This is a genomic window from Ensifer sp. LC384 (assembly GCF_001695865.1).
In the GTDB taxonomy this organism is placed as follows: Bacteria; Pseudomonadota; Alphaproteobacteria; order Rhizobiales; family Rhizobiaceae; genus Ensifer.
On sequence record NZ_MBST01000092.1, the window covers coordinates 1 to 300 of the forward strand.

Consider the following 300-nt stretch of genomic DNA (forward strand, 5'->3'; position numbering starts at 1 on the left):
CGGCACCGGCCACCAGCACATGCACGTCGCCGCCGATTTTACTCGCCGCCGTCAGCGCCTTTGCCGTCTGGTCGGAAAGGTGGCTGCCGTCGTGATCAGCCAGAAGCAGAATAGCCATGATAAAATCTCCCTTTCCTGAACTTAAAGCACGCCGGCTTCGGTCTTGAGTTTTTCGACCAGCTCGGCCACCGACTTGACCTTGATGCCGGCCTTGCGGCCTTCCGGCTCCTCGGTCTTCAGCACCTTCAGCCGCGCCGTCGTGTCGACGCCGAAATCGGCCGGCGTGTGTCTGTCGAGCGG

General features: G+C 62.0%; 2 pseudogenes. Both read right to left on the minus strand.

Annotated features, from left to right (window positions below):
- Positions 1 to 118: pseudogene (locus BC363_RS34970) on the minus strand (electron transfer flavoprotein subunit alpha/FixB family protein); the annotation flags it as partial.
- A gap of 23 nt (positions 119 to 141) precedes the next feature.
- Positions 142 to 300: pseudogene (locus tag BC363_RS34975) on the minus strand (electron transfer flavoprotein subunit beta/FixA family protein); the annotation flags it as partial.